The 21504-nt window shown below is 33.9% G+C and carries 20 protein-coding genes; 3 read left to right on the plus strand and 17 right to left on the minus strand.

Annotation, left to right across the window (positions count from 1 at the left end):
• Positions 1 to 17: 17 nt before the first annotated feature.
• The 13 genes from thrS to F5ESL0237_RS05140 all read right to left on the minus strand — a co-directional run bounded on the left by thrS (position 18) and on the right by F5ESL0237_RS05140 (position 14407).
• Complete coding sequence (gene thrS / locus F5ESL0237_RS05080) at positions 18 to 1952, minus strand: threonine--tRNA ligase (RefSeq protein WP_122021979.1); 1935 nt, start codon at positions 1950 to 1952, stop codon at positions 18 to 20.
• A 307-nt stretch (positions 1953 to 2259) separates the two neighbouring features.
• Positions 2260 to 3159 (minus strand): primosomal protein DnaI, encoded by a 900-nt coding sequence (gene dnaI, locus F5ESL0237_RS05085; protein WP_122024820.1) that lies wholly within the window; start codon positions 3157 to 3159, stop codon positions 2260 to 2262.
• 7 nt (positions 3160 to 3166) lie between these two features.
• The gene (locus F5ESL0237_RS05090) at positions 3167 to 4525 is read right to left on the minus strand and encodes a DnaD domain protein (protein WP_122024821.1); all 1359 of its coding nucleotides are present in this window, start codon (positions 4523 to 4525) and stop codon (positions 3167 to 3169) included.
• 2 nt (positions 4526 to 4527) lie between these two features.
• The gene (gene nrdR / locus F5ESL0237_RS05095; protein ID WP_090092894.1) at positions 4528 to 4995 is read right to left on the minus strand and encodes a transcriptional regulator NrdR; all 468 of its coding nucleotides are present in this window, start codon (positions 4993 to 4995) and stop codon (positions 4528 to 4530) included.
• The gene (gene coaE, locus F5ESL0237_RS05100) at positions 4982 to 5599 is read right to left on the minus strand and encodes a dephospho-CoA kinase (RefSeq protein WP_122024822.1); all 618 of its coding nucleotides are present in this window, start codon (positions 5597 to 5599) and stop codon (positions 4982 to 4984) included. Before coaE ends, nrdR begins: the two co-directional genes overlap by 14 nt.
• Entirely contained in the window at positions 5596 to 6426 is an 831-nt protein-coding gene (mutM, locus tag F5ESL0237_RS05105) for a bifunctional DNA-formamidopyrimidine glycosylase/DNA-(apurinic or apyrimidinic site) lyase (protein WP_122024823.1), read from the minus strand. Before mutM ends, coaE begins: the two co-directional genes overlap by 4 nt.
• A gap of 12 nt (positions 6427 to 6438) precedes the next feature.
• Positions 6439 to 9111, minus strand: a complete 2673-nt coding sequence (gene polA, locus F5ESL0237_RS05110; RefSeq protein WP_122024824.1) for a DNA polymerase I — start codon at positions 9109 to 9111, stop codon at positions 6439 to 6441.
• Positions 9112 to 9335: 224 nt separating this feature from the next.
• Entirely contained in the window at positions 9336 to 10646 is a 1311-nt protein-coding gene (murC, locus tag F5ESL0237_RS05115) for a UDP-N-acetylmuramate--L-alanine ligase (protein WP_122024825.1), read from the minus strand.
• Positions 10647 to 10790: 144 nt separating this feature from the next.
• On the minus strand, positions 10791 to 11438 hold the full coding sequence (gene ytpR, locus F5ESL0237_RS05120) for a YtpR family tRNA-binding protein (RefSeq protein ID WP_122024826.1): 648 nt from the start codon (positions 11436 to 11438) through the stop codon (positions 10791 to 10793).
• Between the two features lie 19 nt (positions 11439 to 11457).
• Positions 11458 to 11778: a thioredoxin family protein gene (locus tag F5ESL0237_RS05125; protein WP_090092903.1), complete on the minus strand. Its 321-nt coding sequence runs from the start codon at positions 11776 to 11778 to the stop codon at positions 11458 to 11460.
• Between the two features lie 33 nt (positions 11779 to 11811).
• On the minus strand, positions 11812 to 12471 hold the full coding sequence (gene trmB, locus F5ESL0237_RS05130) for a tRNA (guanosine(46)-N7)-methyltransferase TrmB (RefSeq protein WP_122021987.1): 660 nt from the start codon (positions 12469 to 12471) through the stop codon (positions 11812 to 11814).
• Positions 12472 to 12474: 3 nt separating this feature from the next.
• Positions 12475 to 13674: an ABC transporter permease gene (locus tag F5ESL0237_RS05135; protein ID WP_122024827.1), complete on the minus strand. Its 1200-nt coding sequence runs from the start codon at positions 13672 to 13674 to the stop codon at positions 12475 to 12477.
• Positions 13658 to 14407, minus strand: a complete 750-nt coding sequence (locus tag F5ESL0237_RS05140) for an ABC transporter ATP-binding protein (protein WP_122021989.1) — start codon at positions 14405 to 14407, stop codon at positions 13658 to 13660. The genes F5ESL0237_RS05135 and F5ESL0237_RS05140 overlap by 17 nt, the downstream gene beginning before the upstream one ends.
• Positions 14408 to 14497: 90 nt before the next feature.
• Between F5ESL0237_RS05140 and F5ESL0237_RS05145 the strand changes: the two genes are divergently transcribed.
• The 3 genes from F5ESL0237_RS05145 (at position 14498) to F5ESL0237_RS05155 (ending at position 16296) form a co-directional block, all read left to right on the plus strand.
• Positions 14498 to 14929, plus strand: coding sequence for an HIT family protein (locus tag F5ESL0237_RS05145; RefSeq protein WP_122021990.1), 432 nt, complete (start codon positions 14498 to 14500; stop codon positions 14927 to 14929).
• A gap of 9 nt (positions 14930 to 14938) precedes the next feature.
• Positions 14939 to 15274, plus strand: a complete 336-nt coding sequence (locus F5ESL0237_RS05150; RefSeq protein ID WP_122021991.1) for a hypothetical protein — start codon at positions 14939 to 14941, stop codon at positions 15272 to 15274.
• Between the two features lie 119 nt (positions 15275 to 15393).
• Positions 15394 to 16296, plus strand: a complete 903-nt coding sequence (locus F5ESL0237_RS05155; protein ID WP_122021992.1) for a peptidylprolyl isomerase PrsA — start codon at positions 15394 to 15396, stop codon at positions 16294 to 16296.
• 164 nt (positions 16297 to 16460) lie between these two features.
• Here the strand turns inward: F5ESL0237_RS05155 and F5ESL0237_RS05160 are convergent, their stop codons facing one another.
• From F5ESL0237_RS05160 to F5ESL0237_RS05175, 4 genes are read right to left on the minus strand one after another with little or no spacing between them, the layout of a single operon-like run.
• A complete protein-coding gene (locus F5ESL0237_RS05160) occupies positions 16461 to 17438 on the minus strand; it encodes a 3'-5' exoribonuclease YhaM family protein (RefSeq protein ID WP_122024828.1) in 978 nt (325 codons plus the stop codon).
• Between the two features lies 1 nt (position 17439).
• A complete protein-coding gene (locus F5ESL0237_RS05165) occupies positions 17440 to 19932 on the minus strand; it encodes an AAA family ATPase (RefSeq protein WP_122024829.1) in 2493 nt (830 codons plus the stop codon).
• A complete protein-coding gene (locus F5ESL0237_RS05170; protein WP_122024850.1) occupies positions 19919 to 21130 on the minus strand; it encodes a DNA repair exonuclease in 1212 nt (403 codons plus the stop codon). The genes F5ESL0237_RS05165 and F5ESL0237_RS05170 overlap by 14 nt, the downstream gene beginning before the upstream one ends.
• An 8-nt stretch (positions 21131 to 21138) precedes the next feature.
• Positions 21139 to 21489 carry a YlbF family regulator gene (locus tag F5ESL0237_RS05175; protein WP_122024830.1) on the minus strand — a complete coding sequence of 117 codons (351 nt, stop codon included), beginning with the start codon at positions 21487 to 21489 and terminating at the stop codon, positions 21139 to 21141.
• Between the last annotated feature and the right edge of the window lie 15 nt (positions 21490 to 21504).

A 21504-nucleotide genomic window follows, 5' to 3' on the forward strand; every position in this document is an offset into this window, starting at 1 on the left:
AAGTAGCTCTTAATTACTTATTTTTTGCGTGAATAAGATTTAACATCTTGATCAATTTCTTGAATAAATTGGTCTAAACCTTTGGCTACTTCTTCCTCCGTTCCATAGCGCCGAACATTAACACCATTTGCTTTCATTTCATTGTCACCTAAAACTAAGGTATAAGGAACTTTTTGTGTCTGCGATTCACGAATTTTATAACCTAATTTTTCATTACGTAAATCTGCTTCTGCTCTAAAACCACGCTTATTTAATTCATCACGAACCTTTTTAGCATAATCAGAATGCGCATCAAGATTAACAGGAATTACTTCAACTTGAACTGGAGCAAGCCACGTTGGAAAGGCACCTTTATAAATTTCAATTAAATAAGCAATAAAGCGTTCCATTGTGCCTACAATTCCGCGGTGCATCATCACTGGGCGATGCTCTTCCCCATCTTGCCCAATATAAGTCAAATTAAATCTTTCTGGTAACATAAAGTCGAGTTGAATTGTTGACATTGTTTCGTCAGCACCCAGAGCTGTTTTAGTTTGAATGTCTAACTTCGGACCATAAAAAGCAGCTTCACCTTCTGCTTCAACATAGTCAAGTCCCATGTCATCCATCGCTTTTTTAAGCATTGATTGACTTCTTTCCCACATTTCATCATTAGCAAAATACTTTTCTGTATTCTTCGGATCACGATATGACAGTCTGAAATAGTAATCAGTAATATCAAAGTCCTTATAAACGTCCATAATTAATTTCAAAATCTTAGAAAATTCTGCTTGTACTTGGTCAAGCGTAACAAAAGTATGACCATCATTTAAAGTCATCTCACGTACTCGTTGCAAACCTGACAAAGCACCAGATTTTTCATATCTGTGCATCATTCCCAATTCAGCAATTCTAATAGGCAATTCACGATATGAACGGATATGATGCTTATAAATTTGAATGTGTGACGGACAATTCATTGGGCGAATTTCAAGCATTTCACCATCGCCCATGTCCATTGGAGGAAACATATCATCACGATAATGTGCCCAATGACCTGAGGTCTTATACGCATCTACATTTAAAAGAACGGGGGTATATACATGTTGATAACCATCAGCAACTTCACGATCAATAATATAACGCTCAACTACGCGCCTAATAGTTGCTCCTTTTGGCATCCAGTATGGTAATCCTGCACCAACTTTAGGATCAACAAAGAATAAATCAAGATCACGCCCAATTGTACGGTGATCACGTTCTTTAATTTCTTCACGTCGCTTTAAATCAGCCTCAAGATCAGCCTTTTTGAAGAAAGCCGTTCCAGAAATTCTTTGTAGCATTGGATTAGATGACTGCCCCTGCCAATAAGCACCCGCAACTGACAATAATTTAAATTGCTTAATTTTACCAGTATTTGATACCAAAATATCAAAGCCAAAATCAATAAAGTCACCTAACCTATATGCTGTAATTTCATCGCTTGCTTCAGCTTGCAGTAAATCAAGTTTAAAAGCATTATCTCTGAAAATTTCTTGAAGTTCTGCCCGTGACATTGTCACTGCTTCAATTTTTTCACCAGCCTTAATTAAATGCTTAACTGCTTTTTCAAGTTCAGGTAATTCACTAATCTTGATTTGGTTTTCTTTGTCAGTATCAACAAAGAACCCATCTGTCTCAGTCCCATGTTCACCTAAGCGTAACTCTGGATAAGCTTTCTTCGCTGCTGCTTCAAAAATAAAAGCTGCACTAGCTCTTAAAATATTTAAACCTTCTTCATCCCGATCAGTAATAATCGCAACCTCAGCATCTTGATTTAATTCATATTCTACTGGATGAAGTTGTCCGTTAACTCTACCAGCAAGTGCTGCTTTGCCAAGAGAAGTTGAAATGCTGTGTGCTAATTCATTAATAGTGACTGTTTGTTCAAAAGCTCGTTTTGATCCATCTGGTAAAATAATTGAAAAGCTCATATTTCCTCCAAATAATAAAAAAAGTCCCAGTGCATTATGCACTGGGACGTATTTAGCGTGGTTCCACCCAATTTAGGCTAGTTCTGTCTAGCCCACTCTTTCTGAATCGATAGTGGAATTCACCCAATTATTTACTCTTTAACAATGAATAAGTGGGGTGTCGACTCTAATAAAAAACTTCCAGAATACCGTCTTTCTCTCTGATACGAGCAACATCATGTTCATTCATTTAATACAATTATACATATTTAACATTTAATTGCAATAATTTTTTAAAAAGCAAAGAAATCCACCAATATTTATTAAATTAACTACGCCGATTGGGTCCGGATACAATTATTTCAGTTGCGAGTGTCTTTACACGCTCCATCAGTCGCGCTGCTTTTACTGGGTCAATTGCATTTTTGGTTTCCTTAAAATGTTCTTCTAAATCTGCCATTGCAAAATTAGAAGAGAAAAAGGTCGGCAGTTCATTGTCCATTCGTGCCTGAAGAATTATGCCCAAAACTTCATCTCTTGACCATTGACTTAATGTTTCAGCACCAACATCATCTAAAATCAATAAGTCACAGTGAGCTATGCGCTGGACTTCATTTGTTAAACTGTTGTCGCCAAAATGACTCGCTAAGTTAGCAATAAAAGTTGGTAAATGCAAAAAAATAACCTGTTTATTCATCGCTGCTATCGAATTAGCAAGACCAGCTAGTAAATAAGTCTTGCCTACGCCAAAATCGCCTGATAAATACAAACCCTTTTGATGAACATTTGTTTTATATAGACTCAAAAATTCTTGAATTTTAGCAATAGCTGTTCTGCGTCCTGCAGTCACTTCCACTTGACTTAAACGTACGTTATGCAAATTTAGTGGCAAATTAATTAAACGAACATGCTTTTTGATACTATGATCTCTATCTTGAGCTAATTTGCTTTCTTCAGGAACATATTTAAGTGTGATGGCATTGCTACTTAACATCAATTCTGGACGATAGCCAACAATTACTGGATCTTTATGATGCTGCGAGATATAAAATTCGTATAAACTAGAGAGGCTCGCATTAATCATTTCATCCGTTATTTTATCTCGGTAAACATTAATAAATTTTTTAATTTTAGGATCAGCTAAAATTTGCTTGCGAATCTCGTCAAAATTATTTTTCTTAGTTAGTTTTGAATTGTTTTTAATTATTAGCTGATTTATTGTACGCATTTTTTACCTACTTCATACCATTTTCACTTTCAAAATTCTTAAAGAAGTTCTTTAAATCATCTGCTGAAACATCAGTTTCATTCTTTGCCTGACGTTTACTCCAATCGGTACCCTTTTCTACTGATTTTTTACTATAGTTACGATAATGACTAACTTTATTCTTTTGTTTAGCCTGTTTTCTTTTAGCAATATATTCTAAGGCTTGTTCTCCTGAATGTACCCCATGTTGCAGCCAATCATGTAAAATCGTATTAGTTAAATTATAAGAAAGCTTAGGGCTACTTTGCAGACAAACATACGTTAATATATTAAGCAAGTCTGCTGAAATGCCTTTCTGGTTATATAAATTATCAAGTAATTGATATTCACTTGCATCAACAAAATCATGACTCTCATTTTTTAAGTAATAGATAAATTGCGCCGGAGTTTTTTCATGTGCTAATTGCAAAATTTCCTGTTCTTTTTTACTAAATTGCTTATCATTAAAAGTTGAATCTGCTTGCAACGTCCGTTTTTGATTCTGTTGCTGCGTATCTGTACCATGAATGGTGTTTGCAATCGTTCGCTTAATTAATGGCATGTTCAATTGATATTCACCGTGCAAACAAGATAAAGTTTCATCAACAAATTCTTGTTCGGCTAGACCATATGTCCGCATTAGACCACGAATTGCTTCACGATTTTTATCAATTTCACTATTTGGGATTTGATATATTTCAAATTGCTGTTTCATAAAATCCCAATCAATACTGTCTTGTTGATTGATACTTGCTTGTTGATTTTGACCAACCTGGTTTTCACGCACTGCTTGTTTGACTTCTGGTGAAGGATCGATTGCCTCTGCTTTTGGCAAACTAAAAACATCCATAAATGAAGCGGATATATCTTGCGCATTAGCCAATCCGGTCACAGTATTTTTATTTTGCTTATTCTCATGTGCAAAATCACTACTTAGCTTTTGAAAAACTGTAACACCAACTTTTTCTTTTAATAAACTAGCTAATAGTGTTGTGGCAAAAAATTCACTACTACTGGGTACTTCTGCCAAACGAAAAGTTAAAACTTGACCCATAATTTTATTATCGAGTAATTTTGTTTGAACTAATCCGACAGCTTCCAACTTATGTAATGCGATAAACAAGCTTTTGAGGTCGCAGTCTAGTTGTTCTTGTAAACTATACAGTCCATGTGCATCTGACAGAATCATTTGTGGACGGTAATCCTCATTTAAGCTTAAATATAAAGCTAGCGCTAACGAGCCAATTAATGGTTGATATAACTTAACTAGAATACGCAGTGCAGTTATAGAAATTTCTACCCGATTAATAATTAAAAAAGGCTGTTTAGGATTGGGCGTCATAAACATGACTAATTACCCTTCTCTCTTTTGGCCATCATATCTTCCATTGTCTTCATAAAACTAGACATATCCTTAAATTCACGATAAATTGATGCAAACCGAATATAGGCAACATCATCTAATTCAGCTAATTCATCCATAACCAATTTTCCAATTTTTTTAGATGAAATCTCACTAATTCCTTGTTGTCTAATTTTATTTTCTACATGATCAACTAATTGTTCAAATTGAGAACTAGTAATGGGCCGTTTTTGTCCAGCAGCCATTACACCATGAAGTATTTTTTTGCGGTTAAATGGCTCCCGTGTACCATCATTTTTAATTACTAATAAAGGTGTTGTCTCAATTCGTTCAAAAGTAGTAAACCGAAAACCACAATTTTCACATTCTCTTCGCCGTCTTATTGATCTATTTTCATCACTAGGTCGTGAATCAATGACACGAGATGCATTTTGTCGACAATTAGGACATTCCATACTCTGACTCCTTAATTATTTTACTAATCAATTTATCTAATTTAGTTTCTAAAACTTTTATTGTACTGGTATTTAAAATTACATAATCAGCCAACTTTGCTTTTTGGGCTAACGACATCTGGCTATTAATTCGAGCTATCGCATCTTTTTCAGTTAAATTGTCTCGTACCATTAAACGCTTGATTTGCTCACCCTCTGGTAAAGCAATTAAAATACTACAATCACATAAATTTCGAGCTTTAGATTCAAAAAGTAGTGGTGCATCAAGAACAACAATCAACTCACCTAGCTTTTTATATCGAGTAATTTTAGCCTGAATTTCTTTTAAAATCAATGGATGTGTAATAGCATTCAGCCTTTTCAATTGCTGCTTATCATTAAAAACTATTTGCCCAAGTTTTGCACGATTAATTGATTTATCTGAATTTAAAATATTACATCCAAATTCTGTCACTACAACTTTATAACCTGCATGATCTATATTTAAAAGCTCATGAGCGATTCTGTCACTATCAATAACTGGTATCTTCTTTTTATGAAAGAATGCATCTGCCGTACTCTTCCCGCTAGCAATTCCACCAGTTAAGCCTATCACGATAGTCACTTATAAATCACCTGACAATCGGGACAAAATGTAGTACCACGTCCTGATACCTTGATTTTTTCTAATAAAACCCCACAGCGTGGGCAAGGCTCACCTTTATGTCCATATACCTTCAGTAATTTTTGAAAATCGCCCGTATCACCGTTTGCATCAAGATAAGTATGTATGGTTGTGCCGTGCTTTTTTATGGCCAAGTCAATTAGTTCATTAATATTGTCGTGCAATTGATGTCCTTGAAACTGCGGAATTTGATTGGCTAAACTTAGTGGGTGAATTTTTGTCTGCCACAATACCTCATCAACGTAAATATTACCAAGTCCAGCAACAATTGTTTGGTCAAGCAGTGCATTTTTTATATTCTTTTTTTTGCGACTAAGTGCATTTATCAAGTACTGTGTAGTGAATTCAGATGAATTAGGTTCGCAGCCCAATTTACTAATACCGGTTACTTCCTTTTCTGTACCAGTCTTAACCAATTGCATGCGTCCAAATTTACGGACATCATTATAACGTAATGCTGTTTTGTCTGTAAAAGCTATTTGAACATGATCGTGCTTATCTTTAGGTATATTAGCCTCTACTAAACGATATTTACCTTCCATCCGCAAATGAGAAACAATAGTTAATTGACCACTTAAACGAATTAGTAAATATTTTGCATAACGATCTATCGTTTCGATTTTCTTACCTACTAATTGCTGAATAAATTGCTCAGAATCACTAGCAATAATTTTAGGATACCACACCGTAACTGCTTGAATCGTTTTTCCTTTAACCAAAGGAAGAAGAGTTCGGCGAACTGTTTCTACTTCTGGCATTTCTGGCATTGATCTATCTCCTTACTTTGCATCAAACCAATCATGACCATAGCCTGAATCAGCAACCAATGGAATATCTAAATGTACTGCTGATTGCATCACTGCAGGAACAATCTCTTTGATAGTTGCTAACTCATCTTTAGGAACATCAAAAATCAATTCATCATGAACTTGAACAACCATTTTTGTTTTTAAATGAAGTTCATCTAACTTGCGTTGCATATTAATCATCGCAATTTTAATAATATCTGCTGCAGATCCTTGAATTGGCGAATTAATTGCAGTACGTTCAGCAAATGATCGAATATTAAAGTTTTTAGCGTGAATATCTGGTAAATAACGCCGGCGATGCATAATAGTTTCAGCATAACCCTTTTCACGAGCTATTTGAACCGCTTTATCCATGTATTCTTTAATTTGGGGGTATTGTTCAAAGTAATTATCGATAAATTCTTGAGCTTGCTTACGACTGATATTCAAATTTTTGGATAGCCCATAATCTGAAATGCCATAAACAATACCAAAATTAACTGCTTTGGCTCTGCGCCTCATTAATGGGGTTACTTCTGCTGGAGATTTCAATTTGAAAATTTTCATAGCAGTATGCGCATGAATATCATAGCCAGTTCTAAAAGCTTCTTGCATTTGCTCATCACCAGAAACTTGAGCTAAAATCCGTAATTCTATTTGAGAATAATCGCAAGAAAAAATGTAACCAGCTGGATCACTTGGTACAAAGGCTTTTCTAATCTGCTTACCTTCCTGTGTCCGAGTAGGAATATTTTGTAAATTGGGATCAACAGAGGATAAACGCCCAGTTGCTGTTAAAGTCTGTAGATAGCGAGTATGAACTCGTCCATCTTGCTTAATTACATCAAGTAACCCATTAACATAGGTTGACTGAATTTTGGCAGTTTGCCGATAAGTTAAAATATCAGCAATAATGGGACTTTGATCTTGCAATTGTGTTAAAACATCAACTGAAGTTGAATAACCGGTTTTTGTTTTTTTAATAGCAGGCAACCCCAACTTTTCAAATAAAATATGACCTAATTGCTTCGGTGAATTAATATTAAACTCTTCGCCGGCCTCTTCATATATTTTTCTTTCTAAATTTTTGAGTTCAACGGCAAACTCTTGCTGCAAATCAGTTAAAGTATGGGCTTGAACTTTAATCCCGTTAATCTCCATAATTGCTAATACTCGAGCTACAGGCAGTTCAATACTTGCATATAAGTCATCTTGTTCATGGTCTTTAAGTTTACTCAAGAGCGATTCTTTTAAGCTAGCAATAGCTTCAACTTTGGTAGCAAGATGATTATACAGCAACTGATCATCAGCAGGTATTTGTTGACTTTTACCCTTACCGTATACCTCATGATCATGTTTTACTGAATTATCACCATACATGTTGCAAATTTCCGCCATATCATCAGAATTATTTTCATTATTAATCAGATATGAAGTTAAGAGCATATCGTATTCGATTCCTTGAACTTGAATACCTAAACGTCTTAAACCAACCATTGTTCTTTTTAAATCAAAAACATTTTTTTTGATTTTTTCATTCTCTAGGATACTTTTTAGTTCGTTATTCTTTAAAAGATTTACATCGCGACTAAGATAAACTTGCTTATCAATCGCAAAAGCAAAACCAACAAAAGTAGCTGAATGATAATTTGCCCCCAGCATTCCTAAATAAAAGCTAATCGTCTCAGCTTCCTTGACCTTTAAGGCGAGGTTTTTATCGGTTAATTCAGTAAATTCAACATTAGATGCTTGATAAGCACTGTCATTTGGCTCCAATAATTTAGGCGACGGTTCTAAATCATTTAGAAATTTACGAAAATTCATTTTTTCATAAAAATGACGTAATGCATCATAATCAACACTTCTCTTTTTCAAATCAGCAAGACCAATCGTCACCGGTGTACTGCAATTGATTGTAGCAAGCTTCTTAGCCAAAAAGGCCTTATCCTTATCCTTTATTAAATTTTCTTTTAATTTTGACTTTTTTAATTCATCAACATGTTCATATAAGCTTTCAATTGAACCATATTCTTGAATAAGCTGTGCAGCAGTCTTAGGTCCAACCTTAGTCACACCAGGATAATTATCTGAATTATCTCCCATTAGAGCTTTCATATCAATAAACTCAGTAGGTGTTACTCCATTAACCTCTTTCATATGTTCTGGCGTATATGCTTCCAGGTTCAGTACACCTGATTTAGTCACCATTACTGTTACTTTATCTGATGCTAATTGTGTTAAATCCTTATCCCCAGTTACTATGGTTACTTCAAAATTGTTTTTTTCACCAATTTTTGAAAAAGTACCAATTATATCATCTGCTTCATAATCAGTTAATTCATACGTAGCAATCCCCAAATCATGTAATAGTTCATGAATATATGGTAATTGCTCAGACAGTTCAGGCGGGGTTTTTTGCCTGCCACCTTTATAATCACTATACATGGCAGTTCTAAAAGTGGTTTTACCAGCATCAAACGCAACCAAAATATGGTCAGGCTGAACATCACTAAGTAAAACATCGAGCATATTTTTAAAAGTATAAATGGCATTAGTATGTAAACCATCTGCGTTTTTAAAATTTTCAAGTTGACGGTACAGGGCATAAAACGCCCGAAATGCAATCGAATTACCATCAATTAAAAGTAATTTTTGATTAGCCATTGAATCTCCTCACAAGTAAAGCTATAGTTTCTTTTATTCTAACAGTTTTTTTTACTTCTTGCAGAATGCAATCCTTTCCAAGAAAAAAATGACCAAACCAAAATAATAGGCAGTCAATTTGAAAATCTAAAACTTCAAAATAAAAAAGCAAATAATATAATTACTTGCTCATTTAATTAAACTAATTTATCAATTTTTACTATAATTAATCAAACACTTCTAAGTTAGAGCAATTTTTCAAAAGCAGCTTCATACTTTTGAATATCGCCAGCTCCCATAAAGACAATTACACAATCCTTAATTTTGGTTAAATCAGCAATGTTATCAAGATTAATCACTTCAGCATTAGGAATCTTTGCCACCAAGTCCTCACTGGAAATTGCTCCACCACTTTCTCTAGCTGAAGCATAAATTGGCGTTATATATGCTTTATCAACGCCACACAAAATATCAATAAATTCATTAGCGTATTTTTTTGTTCTTGTGAAGGTATGCGGTTGAAAAACAACAACTAAATTCTTATCAGGAAACTTTTGCCGAGTAGCTTGAATGGTTGCCCGCATTTCCGTTGGATGGTGGGCATAGTCATCAATTATACTAAATCCACCTAAATCTTTTTCAGAAAAACGCCGTTTTGCTCCCTTATATGTTAATAAACCTTTTTGAATCGCTGCTAATGGAATATTCTCTGTATATGCAACAGCAATTACTGCTGTTGCATTTAGAATGTTATGATCACCATACAAATGAATAGAAAATTGACCAATTTTTTCTCCATGGTGCAGAACACTAAAACTGGACCCAGCAGTAGACCGCCTAATATCTACTGCTTGAAAATCATCATTTCTATTAAAACCGTATGTATATTTATGGGCATTAGTATGTAATTTTTGTAAACGCTCATCTGCTCCCCAAACAAATAACCCCTTTTGCGTTTGATCAGCTGCTGTTTGAAAGGCAGCAGTATAATCCGCTTGATCTTTAAAATAATCAGGATGATCAAAATCAATATTGGTCATTATTTGATAATCAGGATGATAAGCCAAAAAATGCCGGCGATATTCATCAGCCTCATAAGCAAAAAAGCGTGAGTCTTTAACGCCTTTTCCTTCACCGTCACCAATCAAATAAGAGGTAGGCGCTGCCGTTTTTAAAACTTGAGCCAGCAAGCCAGTAGTCGATGTTTTACCGTGAGTACCAGAGACGCCAATACTGGTATGTAATTTAATGATTTCTTCAACTGTATCAGGATAACTTTGCCAAGATAGATTTTTCTCTTGACAAGTACTTACTTCAATATTGTCGTCTTTAAAAGCATTTCCTTTAACGATTACTTGACCGGTATCTTTAATATTATTGGCCGCAAATTTAGTGACTTTGATACCAGCTTCTGCTAAAGGAGTTTGCGTAAAAGTGTATTTTTCGATATCACTTCCCGCAACGTTATAGCCTAAATCATTAAGCAATAAAGCTAACGAAGCCATTCCTGTACCTTTAATTCCAATAAACCAAATTTGTTTATTCTTATCTAACATATTTTAAGCTCCAAAATTTCATTTAACACTGGTTATCATTCTACCATTATTTTTATCAAAAAAGCAGCACAGACTAATATTTCAGCATTAAAAAAGCCTCAAAAGTTAACTAACTTTTAGACTTATTTTTATACTATTTGCTAATTACAAACCAATCTTTCCGCTTGCTAATAATTCATCACATTCAGCAGGATCAAATGCTGCACCTACTGGAAAATCATCAGGTACAACTAGTATTCCTCGTTTTTGGGGAGCATGAGCAAGTCCTAGCTCGCGTGCTGAGCATATCATTCCATATGAATCAACATGCCGCAATGCCCCAGGCCAAATTTGTTGCCCATTAGGCATTAAGGTACCAGGAAGAGCTACCACAACCTTTTGTCCTTGAGCAATATTAGGAGCTCCACAAACAATTTGATATTCTTCATTATCGCCTACATCAACAGTTGTAACATGTAAATGATCAGAATCGGGATGCTTTTCACATGTCTTCACATAGCCATAGACTAAAGTCGGTTTACCATAGGCAAGCTGATCAGTAAAACCAACTTCTGCTAATTTTTGATTTAAAGCCACCAAATCAGTTTCAGAAAGCTTAACTTGTCCATCAGATAAACTATTATAATCAATTAATTGATCAACATTAAAAAAGTTATAACCAATCACATTGCCTTGTTCATCAATAATCTGGGTAACATCGTTCTTTTCGTTATATTCACTTTTACCATGGTCTTGACCCAAAATCACAATTAAAGTCTTGGGATAACTACGCTTATTAATACTAGTAATCATTTAGCAAAATCCTCTTTCATTAGTCCAATGACCGCAAAAAATTTTCAACTTCTTCTTTGGTTTTACGATCCTTATTAACTAGTCTACCAATTTCTTGACCATCTTGGTAGACAACAAAAGATGGAATTCCCATAATATCCATTTCTTTAGCCAGGTCAACAGCTCCATCGCGGTCAATCTGATAAAATTTGCTATCAGCAAAATCTTTTTCAATTGCTGGTAAAAATTGATCCAAAAAACGGCAATCAGGACACCAATCGGCAGAAAATTCCAGAATTACTCGTCCACTTTTTGTTATTTCAGTTAATTTATCTTTGTCAAATGCTTTAATTTGTTCCATCTTTAAAACCTCACGTCTTCATAAAGTACTTAATTATTTTACCCCAAAATTAGCGTGCAGAGCATAAATTGGATTACCCTTGGCCGCAAATTTATGTTCATATTCAGTTTCAATATTGTTTGCAATAATTTCGTGAACCTCATTATGCAAATCAACTGAAACAAAATCAAAGTTCATACCATAATTATTCATACTTTGTACAGAATACGCAAATAATCCAGCATTATCCGTTTTAAATTCAAGGTGACCATGCGGTGTAATTATTTTTTGATATTTCTGTAAAAATGATTTATAGGTCAGACGCCGCTTTTCATGGCGGCTTTTTGGCCAAGGATCACTAAAATTCAAATATAATACATCAGCGCTGTCAGGTGCAAAATAACAATCGATATTAGCTGCATCAGCACATAAAATTTGCAAATTATTTAAATTTTTTGCTAGCTTCGAACGTAAAATCATTCCCGCCGCTGAAATTTGTAACTCAACTGCCACAAAATTTTTTTCAGGGTGTTGTTCAGCCAAGGTCGTAATAAACTGCCCCTTCCCTGAACCAATTTCAATTTCAAGTGGTTTAGTATCGTTAGCAAAACGATCAGCCCAATTTATTGTATTTTGTGGATCCGGTCGATCTAAAACACTCTCTGGATGTTGATTAACTAAACTAACGGCCCACGGCTTGTTACGTAACCTCACTGATTATATCTTCCTTTGCTTAACTTTCCACGGTAAATACCAATGAGCAATTAGCCAGCTAAATAATAGTAAAAAGCTACTTGCTTCAAATAATTGCAAATTAACTGGTAGAATAAGTAACCAAAAAATGCTAATTATCACCCACTGCATAAATAAAGCTAAGGACAAGACTTTTAAAAGATCCTGTCCTCTTTTAATGTGCTCAATCGGATATACCTGATACATAATATTATTATCAAATTCGTTTGCCATTGGCAATAATTGATAAACCGTTAAAAAAACTACTAATGAGCATAAGGTCAAGGCCCATAGCCAATTTTGAACAAGCAAAGAAATTAAGCCAGCAAAAGCAGTCATTCTAACTAATAAATTCAAATTTTCTGGGTTGCGTAGTAAAGCCCGCCGATAAAGAAATTTATTAGGATTTTCGTTTCTGAGTGAGTTAGGAAGTAAAAAGTCTAAGTATTTACGTCGTCTAATTTTTACTTTTCGCTCTTTAACATCCGTAAACATGCTAAATACGCCATATACTTGATTTTTACGTCTTTGCTCTAGCTCTACTGCATATTGCCAATCAAACAAGGCAGCATTTTGTGGTTTAAAAGTTGCTCCACTAATAAGTATCGCTAATAGAATAACTACGAGAAACATCGTCTTCGGCCACATCATCAATACTGCAAAAGTAATAAAAAATAACGTATTTACCAAAAAAAGGGATATTTTTTTATTATAAAACAAATTATATTCCATTACTTTTAGTTGGGCAATTTTGGCAAGGAAAACCGCTAAAACTGCTAAGCAATATGATAATATGGAAATTTTGGCTTTAATTAAGGCAAATGGAAATAAGATTCCAGCAATTAATACTAAACATATTAGAGGAACCAATAAACTATAACTGCGCATCATTTTTAAATATGCGCGCATATTTTTATCCTGAGGTAATAGAAATTGGATATCTGCAGCTTGAAGCAAGGTTACTAATTTGCCTATAAGTAAGGGCATACTTAAGATAAGGCCAACTAAGGGTTTATAAAAATACAAATTCGGTGGCATTTTTTTCATACTTTGAGCATACCAAAACATTAATGCGCCAAGCAAAAAAATTATGGCTAAAATAAAAAAATCGTTAAAAACCAGGGTCAAATATTTAAGAGATTGCTGTAAATTTTTCTGCAATCTATTTTTAGCTAAATCTTGCATGCTGTTGCTCCTGATTAAGAATTTGATATATCTTATCAAATGAATCTGTCGCGGTTAAACCATAATGTAGCCGAATATCTGATATACTACCAATTACTTCAATCTCACCATTATTTAAAACTGCATAATTAGAAATTACCTGTTCCGCATCAGCCAAAATATGGGTAGACATTAACACCATTTTTCCAGTTGCAATCGCCTCTTTAATTAGATCAATCAAATTAGTTACGGCTAACGGATCAAGCCCTGTAAAGGGTTCATCAATCACTAAAAGATCGGTATCAGCCAAAAAAGCTGCTACAATCATGACCTTCTGCTTCATTCCTTTTGAAAAGTGAACTGGTAACCAATCCAATTTATCTTCGAGCCTAAATAATTGTAGCAGTTGCTGTGCTCTGACCCAGGCTTTTTCTTCATTTAATTGATAGCTAAGAATAATTAACGCTAAATGCTCTTTCAAAGTTAGTTCTGGATATAAAACAGGCACTTCTGGAATATAGGCAACCTGTCTTTTAAAAGCAGTTGGTTGTTTATTTAACGAAACTTCATTTAAAGTGATTTTTCCCTTTTGTGGTCGCAAAAGCCCTAAAATGTGCTTGATTGTGGTCGATTTTCCTGCACCATTTAGCCCAATAATACCTAATGCTTGACCTGACTTAATTGTCAAATTTATATCTTTAATTACTGGAACGCCTGCATAGCCGCCAGTTAAATGTTCAATTTTTAGAACCATAATCCCTATCTTTCTTTTAATGAATTTACTCAATATATATGATAGCATGATATTAAAAGAAACTAAATTTTGAAATTAAGAGGTTTAAAGATGGACGAATTAGAACAAGACTGCCTATTTTGTAAAATCATTCGTGGTGAAGTACCAAGCTACACTATATTTGAAAATGAAGATGTTTATGCTTTTTTAGATTTATCACAAGTAAATCCAGGGCATAGCCTAATGATACCTAAAAAACATATGGTTAACCTATTTGACTATACTCCTAATGAGGCCCAAAAATATTTACAATACATTCCTACTATTGCTAATGCGATTAAGCAATTTGATTCAAAGATAACTGGAATGAATATTACTACTAATAATGGAACTAGTGCTGGACAAGTGATTATGCACTCACACATTCATTTTATTCCTCGTTTTGAAGGTGATGGCTTGACTACAGCTACACGAAATAACGAAAAAAAGTATACTAAAGCTGACTATCAAAAGATTGCCACTCAAATTAAAAGCAACTTTTAAGGAGAAATTATGAAACACTTTAATTTTAGTGTAGGACTAGTAATCGGTGCCGCAACGGGGACAATTTTGTCATTAATCCGTTTTAAAAATGGTCAACGCCTAGGTCAACCATTACAAGATCAATCTCAAGCTACTCAAAATGATATTAATAATCTCAAAGAAGCCCTTAACAACTTCCAAGAAGCTAAGCAAAAGTTAAATGATGCTTTACCAGCTGGTAAAAAAACTAGCGTTGAATTAGAAAATGATTTTAAATACTACCAGATGAAAGTTGATCGTATCCTTAAAAATCTAGCTACAAGCCAGCAGAAGTTAAGTAGAAATTTTAGTAATAATAAAGAATAAATGGTAAAGAAAGTTTGAATTTTTTGATGAAAATTAGCAAATTAAAAACGTAAATTTCTAGTTTATGTTATATTAGTTGCTGATGACTTAATTTATTAAGGATGTGGAGAGTTTATTTTATGAAAAAATATTTTAAAACATTTGCTACAGTTGCTGCTGTAGCCGGAATTGCATTGTCAACTACTGCTTGTTCTAATGGTGGAAAGGCTGTTGCTTCATATAAAGGCGGGAAAATTACTCAACAAGAGTATTACGATGAAATGAAGAAGTCACAAGCTGGTCAAACCGCTTTAGCAAATATGATTATCAATCATGTTTTGGATGAACAATATGGCAGTAAAGTTTCAAAGAAACAAGTTGATAAGCAATTTGATAATTACAAAAAACAATATGGTGCGCAGTTTAGTGCTGTCTTGCAGCAAAATGGGATGACTGTTTCAAGTTTTAAGCAAAATTTAAAAACTAACCTACTTACCGAGGAAGCTTTAAAAGATATTAAGAAAATTTCTAAGAGTCAAGAAGATAAGGCTTGGAAATCATACCAGCCTAAAGTAACTGTACAACATATTTTGGTGGCTAAAAAATCACAAGCGGAAAATATTATTAGTGAATTAAATGATGGTAAAAGTTTTAGTAGCCTCGTTAAAAAATATTCACTTGATACTGGCACTAAGTCAAAAGCAGGAAAATTACCTGCCTTTGACTCAACTGATTCAAGTTTAGATCCTGCTTTTAAAAATGCAGCATTTAAATTAAAAACCGGTCAGACAACTAAAGAACCAGTAAAATCACAATCAGGTTATCACGTAATTAAAATGATTAACCATCCGGCTAAAGGGACATTTGCTTCTCATAAAAAAGCTATTGATGAAGAGATTTATCATTCAATGTCACAAGATCAAGAAACAATGCGTAGTGTAATTGCGACAGTTTTGAAGAAAGCTGATATTCAAATTAAAGATAACGATTTGAAGAATGTTTTATCTTCATACGTAAGTGCCGGTGACATCAATAAAAAGTAGTTAGATAAACTACTTAATTGAGGCTTATTGCAATATTAATTGCAATAAGCCTTTATTGTTAGCTAACAATAAACGGATAATTTATCCGTAACCAAATAAAAAATACTGTTAATGGTTTAACATAAATTCAACCACTAGCAGTATTTTTATTTTATCAATTATAGTTATTCCAGCTTCTGGGATTCTGCCAACGCCTGATCTTCCTTAGGGCGATAAAATTTTCTCCCTCCTTGACTCATAATATTTGCAGTAAAATTCCCTGGCTTAGTTTGCTGTAAGGCATTAGTTATTGCATATATCGATGCATCTAAATCGTCAATTCGATGGAGCAACTCTGCTTCCAATAATGCTGGTAATTTAGGTGAGCCATATTCATATTTCCCATGATGAGATAATACCATGTGGCGCAATAATAACAAGTCTTCCGATTCCGGACTAATTTTAAGCTCACGCGCGGCTAACATTATCTGCTCATCAATTAAAACGAGATGCCCAATAAGATTACCCTCTGTAGTATATTGCGTTGCAGCGGGACCTGTTAATTCTAAAACTTTACCCATGTCATGCAAAATACACCCCGCATAAAGAAGTGAACGATTAACTTGGGGATAATTAGCAGTAAGTGCTTTAGCATCACGCAGCATCGAGACTGTATGATATGCTAATCCACTACGTACAGCATGATGGTTACTTTTTCCAGCTGGATAATCAAAGAACGACTGATTCCATTTTTTTAATAGATATTGAACAATTTTACTCCATGTTGAATTTATAATCTCCGAAGCATAATTATAAATTTCTGCCTTCATTACAGAAATTGTTTCAGGCGCAGCCTTAATAAACTGATCTAAATCATAACCCTCTTCAGGACCAACTACTCGCAAACTATATATTTTTAGTTGCGGCTGATTTTGGTACTCTTCCCGTTTACCATCTACTTCAACAATAGTTCCTTCACTATAACTAGCTGCATCCTGACTACCAGCGTCCCAGTAGTTGCCACGAATCTCACCCGAAGCATCACAAAAAGTTAAGGCCAAATACAATTTGCCTTTTTTAGTATGTAGTAACTGTGAACTTTTTATCAATAAAACTAATTCTAATTCTTCGCCATCATTATAATCCAGCAAGCGCTTGTACATTTTAGTTTCCTCTCGTAAAAGTTAATGGTTGATGTTGCAATTTAGTAGCCAAATTAGCTTGCGCCGTAAAAATCAAAACTTGATTACTTTGTGCAACTTTATTTAATAACTGCGTAATTTGTTCAGTTCGTTGCTCATCAAAATTTACAAATGAATCATCAATTAAAATTGGCATATTAATTTGGTCCTTGATTTGCTCAATAAATGCTAACTTAAGAGCAAAATAAAGCTGTTCTGAAGTTCCGCGTGACAAATACTGCACTTTGATTTTTTTGCCATCATAGCGATTGACTGCTAATTTTTTTTCAATTTGAATATCATTATACCGATTATTAGTTAATAGCTGCAAATATTCTTTAGCCGTAATCAGCATTTTAGGAAAACGTTCATTAGAGGCAAGGTTAAGTGCCTGACTAATCCACTTAGCAGCACTTAAATTTGATAAGTATTCTGCTGATAAATTTTTAAACTGCGCTTGTGTGTTGGCTAGTTCTTGTTGCGCCGAAAAAACTGCTGTTGAGCTAGCCAAAGTAGCCATTTTTACTTTAATTTCAGCAATCTTATTTTGGCTAGCACTAATTTTATTTTGCTCTTTAGCTATTTTTTGCGATAAAGTCGTTAGTTGGTCCGTAAAAGCTTGTGCATTTTGCGTCAATTCCTTTAACTTTGCTATATCTGACTTAAGATTATTATTTAAAAGGTCGATTTTTATTTTAAGTGCAGTTTGTTGCTCATTTTTTACTTGCTGGTTAGCATATTCAGTCATATTTTCAACTTGCGCCTGTGTAAATTCAGTTTGTAGCAGTGCGTTAGTTTTAGCCAATAACTCATTATTTTCGATTAAATTAGACTGCAAGTCAGCTTTTACTTCTGAGTAATGATTAATTTTTGCTATCTTTTCTTCTAATTGATTCAATGCCTCGCTAACAGCAGAAAAATTGTATTCAACTGGTGCACCTAAGTTTTTACTTATTTGATCTGCCAGATGTTGCATTTTACCTAATAATTCTGCCTCTTGCTGTACAATAGTTGCTTTTTTTTGCTTTTGTAATTGCAATTGCCGCCAGGCACTGAGTAATCCTGTTAAATCTAGCTGAGTACTACTTAAACCATATTTTTGATAGAAAGCCTCATGTTGCTGTTTGATGGCATTTACATTATTTGCTTCGTGGACTTTTGCTACCCTTTGTTCTCGTTGCTGCTTTTGCTGCCATCCCATCAGCAAAATTGCCGCAATTAATATTAACCCACCAAATATTTTTGAGTTAGTAACAAATAAAATCAAACCTAAAATTATTAAAAAAATACCTAAGAATAAGAAATTATGGTTTTGCGCTTCCCCTTTTTCACTTACTTGATCAATACTTGGTAATTTTTGATAGTCCCTTTGTAAATTTATAACTTCAGCTTGGTTAAAATTAGCAATTTTATTCAATTCTGGACTGATAGCTAATAACTCTTGTTGATCTTCTTGTAAACGATACTCTTCCTGCTTGCAATTCTTATATTCAGACTGCCATTGTAATAATTCTGACCTTTCTTGTAATATACGCTTAGATTCAGGCGCAAGATCGGCTACCTTTCCCAGTTGATCTATTCTTTGCTGTAAATTTTCTTTATGTTCTTGTAAATTTTGAATTTTTAAAGCTAAAGTTTGCGCTACATGATACTTTTTTTCATCAAAATTGACGGGCTTAACTTGATCCTTTAATTCCATCAATTCCCTATAACTAGGAATAAGATTTTCTAAGCGTTCTAATTGACTATACTCTTTTTGCAAATCAAAGAGGTCTGCCTCGTAAGCATTTTGTTGCTCTTGTAAGTTCGTATACTCTTTAGCTAAGTTTTGATAAATAATAAATTCATCCTCAGCTTTATTTACGTTGATTCTTTTTTCTTGTAACTCTTTGAGTAGACGATTAAGTGGTGGAACAGTTCCTGCCTTTTTAAATAAGTTACTTGCCTTTTTAGCAAAATCATTCCGCAAATCAATTAATTTGTCACTATTAGCTGCTCCTAAATAGTAAATGTGCTCTAACAAATCGGACTGTTGAATTTTATCTATTTTACCCAGCATATCTTGATTAAAGATAAAACTATCAGCATAAAAGTCACCGTCAATATTTTTTATTTGATCAAAAAAAATATTTTCTGGTACTACTTGATTATTACGTTTGACTATTAGCGTACCTGTTTTTGAACCCCTACCACTCACATATAAGCGTTCTAATTCATAATCATTTTGTTGATCGTCTTTAAAAAAGAGCGCACCACCCATCGGACTTACGTGTGCAAGTGGCTTATAATCTTCAAAAAAGTCACTCGCATGTTTGGCTAAATGAAACCCAAACAAAATTTGCTTAATAAAAGCAACAATTGTACTTTTGCCTGCTTCGTTGACACCATAAAAAGCATTGAGATGGGAATTTGGCAATTCAACTGTAAAATTTGAAAATTGGCCAAAATTGACAATTTTAAGTTTAACTAATTTCATCGCTAATTCCTTTCAGCTTATTATTCAATTCAACTTCAGTCAGTTGTACAACCTCCTGTAAAAAATTTTCATCCTCAATGAGCTGACTAGCAAACTCATCCTTTTGAACCCAGTCTTTACAAAAGGCTAAAAAGTTATTTTCGTTAAAAACATCTTTTTTAGCCTGATTAAAATAGGTTAAATCATTACTTGCAACTTCAAGTTGGCTATTGGAAGAGAAACGGACATCAACTAATTGTGAATTATAATCTAATTTACTAGAAATCATTCGCCAAAACTGGCTATCTTGAATTAAATCACGTTCTTTTTCATTTAAAAATTCTGCTCCATTAATCTGTAAGCTATAATACGTAGTTGCCTTAGCTTTAGTTGCTGTTAAAATTTGCTTTTGTAAATCAGTTGGGCTAATTGGGGTATTTAACTTAATATCGACTTGTTGCCAAATAATTGGACTAGTCTGCAAGAAGCTAATTTTTGTTTCTTTTGTGCGTTCGTCTATTTCGCCAAAATAACATCCCTTTGCGCCCTTCTCATTAATATGGCGCCCTTGAATATTACCCGGATAAGCAATCAATGGCTTCTCAGATAATATTTGCCGTAAATGAATATGACCTAAAGCAAAATAGTCATAATTTAGCTCCTTTAATTCAGTTAAATTAAAAGGAGCATATACATTTTGGTTACTTTTTCCTGATTTTTCTTGTGCGTGCATAATGCCAAAGTTATAATTGGTATTCTTTGGCGGAAAGGCTGCCACTTTATCAATTGTAATATGGTTATTAAGATACGAAAAGCCCGTAACGCTGTATTTAAAGCCGCTGTCAGTTTGTCGATTGATAGTTTCAATTTTTTCGCCATTACCGAGCAACTTAAAATAAGGACTATCAGGAACTAACAAGTCGGTTTCTTGCATATGGTCATGATTACCAAAAATCATTACAACTTGAATCTTTGCTTTAGTTAAGCGTTCAACTTCACTTGCAAAAAATAATTGGCTACTTGGATTAGGGCGGGGACTATCAAATGTATCACCAGCAATTAGTACAAGGTCCACTTTTTCTTTTATTGCTACATTAACAATTTGGGTTAGCGACTCATTAGGAGCTTGGTGAATTTGGGTAAAACTGTTAGATGGTAAAAAAGATAGCCCTAAAAATGGACTATCTAAATGTGCATCTGCTAAATGAATAAATTTCATCATTACTACTAATTTCTAAGACCTTCGTAAAGATCATTAATTGGTTTAGTAATTACTTTTTGAATGTCATCGACTGTTTTATATAAGCCTTGTTCAACTTGTAGTAATTTTAAAATTTGTGAGTTTTTTTGAACTTGCTCATTTAATTTTTGATAATTTTCTTGTAATTCTGGTGATAGCTCTTTTCCTTGAGATTGAGTGCTAATAATTTCACTCTGCAACTTATCCATTTGCTTAAATAAGGATAAGCTTTCCTCATCACTCTTGACTTCAGCAATTGCCTTTTCTAAAGCTTTAAATTCATCAATTTGTTGTAAATCACTAGCCAATTGATTAGCTGAATCATAAATATTTATCATAGTAATCCTCCTAAG

Origin of the sequence: Lactobacillus sp. ESL0237 (assembly GCF_003692985.1) — a bacterium.
Classification (GTDB): domain Bacteria; phylum Bacillota; class Bacilli; order Lactobacillales; family Lactobacillaceae; genus Lactobacillus; species Lactobacillus bombicola.

What these genes read in the sequence shown, in the direction of transcription:
- thrS (WP_122021979.1), bottom strand. Translation starts at nt 1,952, where the DNA reads ATGAGCTTTTCAATTATTTTACCAGATGGATCAAAACGAGCTTTTGAA.
- dnaI (WP_122024820.1), bottom strand. Translation starts at nt 3,159, where the DNA reads ATGCGTACAATAAATCAGCTAATAATTAAAAACAATTCAAAACTAACT.
- F5ESL0237_RS05090 (WP_122024821.1), bottom strand. Translation starts at nt 4,525, where the DNA reads ATGTTTATGACGCCCAATCCTAAACAGCCTTTTTTAATTATTAATCGG.
- nrdR (WP_090092894.1), bottom strand. Translation starts at nt 4,995, where the DNA reads ATGGAATGTCCTAATTGTCGACAAAATGCATCTCGTGTCATTGATTCA.
- mutM (WP_122024823.1), bottom strand. Translation starts at nt 6,426, where the DNA reads ATGCCAGAAATGCCAGAAGTAGAAACAGTTCGCCGAACTCTTCTTCCT.
- polA (WP_122024824.1), bottom strand. Translation starts at nt 9,111, where the DNA reads ATGGCTAATCAAAAATTACTTTTAATTGATGGTAATTCGATTGCATTT.
- murC (WP_122024825.1), bottom strand. Translation starts at nt 10,646, where the DNA reads ATGTTAGATAAGAATAAACAAATTTGGTTTATTGGAATTAAAGGTACA.
- ytpR (WP_122024826.1), bottom strand. Translation starts at nt 11,438, where the DNA reads ATGATTACTAGTATTAATAAGCGTAGTTATCCCAAGACTTTAATTGTG.
- F5ESL0237_RS05125 (WP_090092903.1), bottom strand. Translation starts at nt 11,778, where the DNA reads ATGGAACAAATTAAAGCATTTGACAAAGATAAATTAACTGAAATAACA.
- F5ESL0237_RS05135 (WP_122024827.1), bottom strand. Translation starts at nt 13,674, where the DNA reads ATGCAAGATTTAGCTAAAAATAGATTGCAGAAAAATTTACAGCAATCT.
- F5ESL0237_RS05140 (WP_122021989.1), bottom strand. Translation starts at nt 14,407, where the DNA reads ATGGTTCTAAAAATTGAACATTTAACTGGCGGCTATGCAGGCGTTCCA.
- F5ESL0237_RS05145 (WP_122021990.1), top strand. Translation starts at nt 14,498, where the DNA reads ATGGACGAATTAGAACAAGACTGCCTATTTTGTAAAATCATTCGTGGT.
- F5ESL0237_RS05150 (WP_122021991.1), top strand. Translation starts at nt 14,939, where the DNA reads ATGAAACACTTTAATTTTAGTGTAGGACTAGTAATCGGTGCCGCAACG.
- F5ESL0237_RS05155 (WP_122021992.1), top strand. Translation starts at nt 15,394, where the DNA reads ATGAAAAAATATTTTAAAACATTTGCTACAGTTGCTGCTGTAGCCGGA.
- F5ESL0237_RS05160 (WP_122024828.1), bottom strand. Translation starts at nt 17,438, where the DNA reads ATGTACAAGCGCTTGCTGGATTATAATGATGGCGAAGAATTAGAATTA.
- F5ESL0237_RS05165 (WP_122024829.1), bottom strand. Translation starts at nt 19,932, where the DNA reads ATGAAATTAGTTAAACTTAAAATTGTCAATTTTGGCCAATTTTCAAAT.
- F5ESL0237_RS05170 (WP_122024850.1), bottom strand. Translation starts at nt 21,130, where the DNA reads ATGAAATTTATTCATTTAGCAGATGCACATTTAGATAGTCCATTTTTA.
- F5ESL0237_RS05175 (WP_122024830.1), bottom strand. Translation starts at nt 21,489, where the DNA reads ATGATAAATATTTATGATTCAGCTAATCAATTGGCTAGTGATTTACAA.